At 31.2% G+C, this 4,057-nt stretch carries 6 protein-coding genes; 5 read left to right on the top strand and 1 reads right to left on the bottom strand.

The window, feature by feature from the left end; translation table 11 throughout:
* Nucleotides 1-242 precede the first annotated feature (242 nt).
* From CHRY9293_RS18225 to CHRY9293_RS18215, 3 genes are all read left to right on the top strand, one after another.
* Nucleotides 243-551, top strand: a complete 309-nt coding sequence (locus CHRY9293_RS18225) for a hypothetical protein (protein ID WP_162034279.1) — start codon at nucleotides 243-245, stop codon at nucleotides 549-551.
* 467 nt (nucleotides 552-1,018) lie between these two features.
* Nucleotides 1,019-1,510, top strand: coding sequence for a helix-turn-helix transcriptional regulator (locus CHRY9293_RS18220; protein ID WP_162034278.1), 492 nt, complete (start codon nucleotides 1,019-1,021; stop codon nucleotides 1,508-1,510).
* Nucleotides 1,510-2,178 (top strand): nucleotidyl transferase AbiEii/AbiGii toxin family protein, encoded by a 669-nt coding sequence (locus CHRY9293_RS18215; protein WP_162034277.1) that lies wholly within the window; start codon nucleotides 1,510-1,512, stop codon nucleotides 2,176-2,178. The genes CHRY9293_RS18220 and CHRY9293_RS18215 overlap by 1 nt, the downstream gene beginning before the upstream one ends.
* Before the next feature lie 212 nt (nucleotides 2,179-2,390).
* Here CHRY9293_RS18215 and CHRY9293_RS18210 read toward each other — a convergent pair whose 3' ends face one another.
* Nucleotides 2,391-2,951, bottom strand: coding sequence for a helix-turn-helix domain-containing protein (locus CHRY9293_RS18210; protein ID WP_228455595.1), 561 nt, complete (start codon nucleotides 2,949-2,951; stop codon nucleotides 2,391-2,393).
* A 164-nt stretch (nucleotides 2,952-3,115) separates the two neighbouring features.
* Between CHRY9293_RS18210 and CHRY9293_RS18910 the strand changes: the two genes are divergently transcribed.
* Nucleotides 3,116-3,247 (top strand): hypothetical protein, encoded by a 132-nt coding sequence (locus CHRY9293_RS18910; protein WP_262887576.1) that lies wholly within the window; start codon nucleotides 3,116-3,118, stop codon nucleotides 3,245-3,247.
* A partial coding sequence (locus CHRY9293_RS18205) for a glycoside hydrolase family 130 protein (RefSeq protein WP_162034276.1) occupies nucleotides 3,248-4,057 on the top strand: 810 nt, incomplete at its 3' end. It abuts the gene before it with no gap.

Genomic DNA, 4,057 nt, shown 5'->3' with positions numbered 1-4,057 from the left:
TAAATGCAAGATTCATTCCAAAGGAGGGTTTTTTAATCATAATAATTAATTAATATAAAAAGATAAAGAAATTACTATATAGAGAGGTTAGCTGGCGAAACGGAAAATATAGTGCTTAAGGATTGGATCTATCGAAAGTGGACAATGAGTTATTATTTTTCACAAAAATGGGAATTATTATAGTTAAACCTCAAAAATTTTTTCTTATCTATGTATCTGTATTTAAATTATAAAATTAAATTATGAAAAAAGTAACCTTATTTGTTATTCTTTTGCTGGGAGTATATACAAATGCAGCTTCTCTTATGAAAAGTAATCCTATAAAAGAGAGGATTCCATTAGAAGATCATTTATCCCCAAAAAAGGCTTCTCTTGGGATGGCCATATTATCAAATGGACTTAAATGCCTAACAGAAGGTGTGTGGTGGCATGATTTTCTTTTTTTTAAGGTAAATAGAAATGCTATTCCTCAGAAATGCTTTGATAGCAATGATAAGGAAGTTCCAATTCCTCCTAATTATAAAGATTTAGTTACGAACGCCTATAATTAAACAGGATTAGATCAAGAAAGCTAAAATAATAAATAGTAATTCGGTTTTTCTAAATAGTTAAATAGAATGACGGTTTTGGTAATGAGCCAAGTCATGGTGTCTCATTATCCCTTAAAGAATAATTTTATTTAAAATTTCGCAGTTCATTTAAATGGTATGAGTTTTCTTATACCATTTTTTCTTTCCCGTTTATTGATATTTTAATTATGCATCAAGGAGCATCAAAAAGTGTGTGGCAAATAAAAATTTACTAAAAGCCCCTGGCTATCATCCCAAAAGGCTCTCATTTTTTTTAAGGCCTCCCCAATTGGAAAGTATAAAGATCCTAATATTGCGGTCTGTTGAGAAACTGCCCCACACTTTTTGATGCGCTCCTATTTCTATAAATAAACCTATTTTGAAATAAAAGATCATTAAAATAAACAATATTGTTTATTTTTTGTATATTTGATTATAATTAACAAATTATGCTACCCGATATATTAAAAATAAAAGGCATACATCCTGGCATTATATTACGAAGAGAGCTAAAACGAAATCATCGTAAAGCAAACGAATTTTCTTCAAAAATAGGAGAACATTCTCAAACGCTAAACGCTATCATGAAAGAAAAAAGAAGGATTACACCTGCTCTTTCTATAAAATTAGGTGAAGAATTAGAGGTTTCGCCAGAATATTTTTTGGTTTTACAAGCTCTTTATGATATCCAAAAAACCCAAAACTTAAATGACGACGATAAACCCAATATCAACATATTGAGGAAATCATTATTTTGGGATACCGATATTTCAAAGATAAATTGGGTTAAAATGAAAAATGCGGTGATTAGAAGAGTTTTCGAAAGAGGAAATGACGAAGAGCGAAGAGAGATTGAAAGATTTTATGGCAAAGCATATGTTCAATGTGTTTTATCTCAAGAAACAACATCTCCAATGACACTTAACACCCCCAATATATAATGCTTTATTACAACACTGTTTCCCCCTTACTAAAATCATCTTTGGAAGTTTTAATGAAATCTGAAGAGTTTCAATCTTTTATTTTAGTGGGAGGTACAGCATTGAGCTTATATTTAGGACACAGAATGTCTATTGATATTGACCTATTTAGTGATGCTGAATACGGAAGTATTGATTTTGAAAAATTAGAAGCTTTTCTGAAAAATAATTTTGAATATGTTGACTATTTTTCAAGCATGGTATCTTTTGGAAAGTCTTATTCTATTGGAACAGATAAAAATAACAGTATAAAATTAGACGTTTTCTACACCGATTCATTTATTAAAGCTCCTGTTGTAGAAGATAGTATAAGACTAGCTAGTCTAGATGATATTGTTGCCATGAAGTTGGATGTTGTACAAAGAAATGGTAGGAAAAAAGATTTTTGGGATTTGCATCATCTATTTGAACAATATTCAATAGAGGAAATGATACAGGTGCATGAAAAAAGATATCCTTTTACGCATGAAAAAAAACACCTTCTATCTAATTTTATAAACTTTGAATTAGCGGATCAGGAATTCGATCCCATTTGTTTAAAAGAAAAATATTGGGAGCTAATCAAGCTTGATTTTGAGGATAAGATCAATGAATATAAAACTAATAATAATCTTAAGTTAAGACCTTAGCATGTACAGCACTTTTCAATACAGATTGAAATTTCGGTAGTGTCTCACTTACATCATCTACTCACTCTATTTTCCATTCTAAAATTGCACTGCTGTATGTTGATGTAAACTTTAATGGACTTAATGAATTCCTGATTATTATGATACAAAGATGGCCGTTTCAGTATATACTAAGCTATATATCCGAAATATTTATATATATATCCCACTTTTTATAAGTCTTCCAGATTTCCAAGGCGTCTTTGTTTCAATTGTTTGTAAAATGAAGGGGAAAGCCCCGTAGTCTTTTTAAACTGGTTAGAGAGATGGGCTACACTGCTGTAATTGAGTTTATAAGAGATTTCGGTAAGATTGAGTTCATCATACAATAGTAATTCTTTTACTTTTTCTACTTTATTAATAATGATAAAATGCTGAAGTGTCATTCCTTTCACTTCAGAAAAGGTATTGGCCAGATAAGTATAATCATATCCTAATTTTTCACTTACATAATCTGAAAAATTTTCTTTTGGGAGTTCATCTGAATAATGAATCATTTCTATCACTACATTTTTTATTTTCTCTATCAGGATACTTTTTTTATCATCTAATACTTCAAGTCCTGTTTTAAGTAAATTTTCTTTTAGAATTTGTTTTTGTGCTGCACCGATATCATCCAACAATTCTATAGTTCCCAAATCTACAATAGCATTTTTAATACCCATCCTTTCCAATTCCTGATGGACAACCATTTTGCAGCGCAAGCTTACCATATATTTTATATACAACTTCATCTCCCTTACTATTTATACTGCCAATTATTTCATTAACAGATATTTACTCAAAGTTAATCTATTAAATCGGAAATATCTATGATTTATACAACAAATTGAAAGACAATTGCAAAGCATTCCTTTTTTAATGATTGAAATTTACAATTAACAAAAAATATTTAACAATGTCAAAAGAAAGAGACGGAAAAAAGAAATCTAATAAAACTCCACCCGCAAAATCCGCAAAAGAGAAACGGGAAGATAAGATGAATAAACGAAGAGACAGGGAAACCGAATCTCGAAATACCGGCAACTAAATGGTATCCTTGAAAAAAGATGGAATTATACTCAGAAAAACGACATTAGACTTTGAGATTGAGGGTGTTTTAAACCCTGCAGTCATTCAGGATAATGGAAAAATACATTTATTGTACAGGGCTCTTGCCAAGAATAATTTCTCCAGTATCGGATACTGTATACTATCAGATTATAAGACTATAGAAACACGGCTCAGCAATCCGGTTATCATCCCCGAGTTTGAATACGAAAAACATGGTGTTGAAGATCCAAGAATTGTAAAAATCGATCATTTGTTTTATCTTACCTATACTAGCTATGACGGGATTAATGCACTGGGAACACTTGCCGTATCTGAGGATCTTATATCATGGCAAAAGCTGGGAATCATTGTACCAAAAATTCCATACAAAAAGTTTAAGCTTTTAGCAGAATCTCAAGGTGAAATAGGAGAAAAGTACAGACGTTTCAACAAACTTCCGCCTACTCATAAAAAGGATAAAGAGCTCTTCCTGTGGGATAAAAATGTAATATTTTTCCCAAGAAGAATTAACGGTAAGCTTTATTTTCTTCATCGCATAAGACCTGATATCCAAATTGCAGGTATGGAAAACATTGAAGATATGAATCCTGATTTCTGGAAAAACTATTTCCTTCACTTTAAAGAACATATTGTATTATCTCCCTTATATGAGCATGAAGTAAGCTATATTGGAGGAGGGTGTCCCCCCATAGAAACCGAATATGGATGGCTTTTGATATACCATGGCGTACATGATACCATTGAAGGGTATGTTTACAGCGCATGTGCTGCTTTACTGGATCTTGAT

Origin of the sequence: Chryseobacterium potabilaquae (genome assembly GCF_902728265.1) — a bacterium.
GTDB classification, from domain to species: Bacteria; Bacteroidota; Bacteroidia; order Flavobacteriales; family Weeksellaceae; genus Chryseobacterium; species Chryseobacterium potabilaquae.
The sequence above is the reverse complement of the archived record's forward strand: the minus strand, read 5'-3'. Positions and strand labels throughout refer to the sequence as shown.

Excerpts from the sequence above, each read along its gene's own strand:
- CHRY9293_RS18225 (WP_162034279.1), top strand. The coding sequence starts at position 243 with ATGAAAAAAGTAACCTTATTTGTTATTCTTTTGCTGGGAGTATATACA.
- CHRY9293_RS18910 (WP_262887576.1), top strand. The coding sequence starts at position 3,116 with ATGTCAAAAGAAAGAGACGGAAAAAAGAAATCTAATAAAACTCCACCC.
- CHRY9293_RS18220 (WP_162034278.1), top strand. The coding sequence starts at position 1,019 with ATGCTACCCGATATATTAAAAATAAAAGGCATACATCCTGGCATTATA.
- CHRY9293_RS18210 (WP_228455595.1), bottom strand. The coding sequence starts at position 2,951 with ATGAAGTTGTATATAAAATATATGGTAAGCTTGCGCTGCAAAATGGTT.
- CHRY9293_RS18215 (WP_162034277.1), top strand. The coding sequence starts at position 1,510 with ATGCTTTATTACAACACTGTTTCCCCCTTACTAAAATCATCTTTGGAA.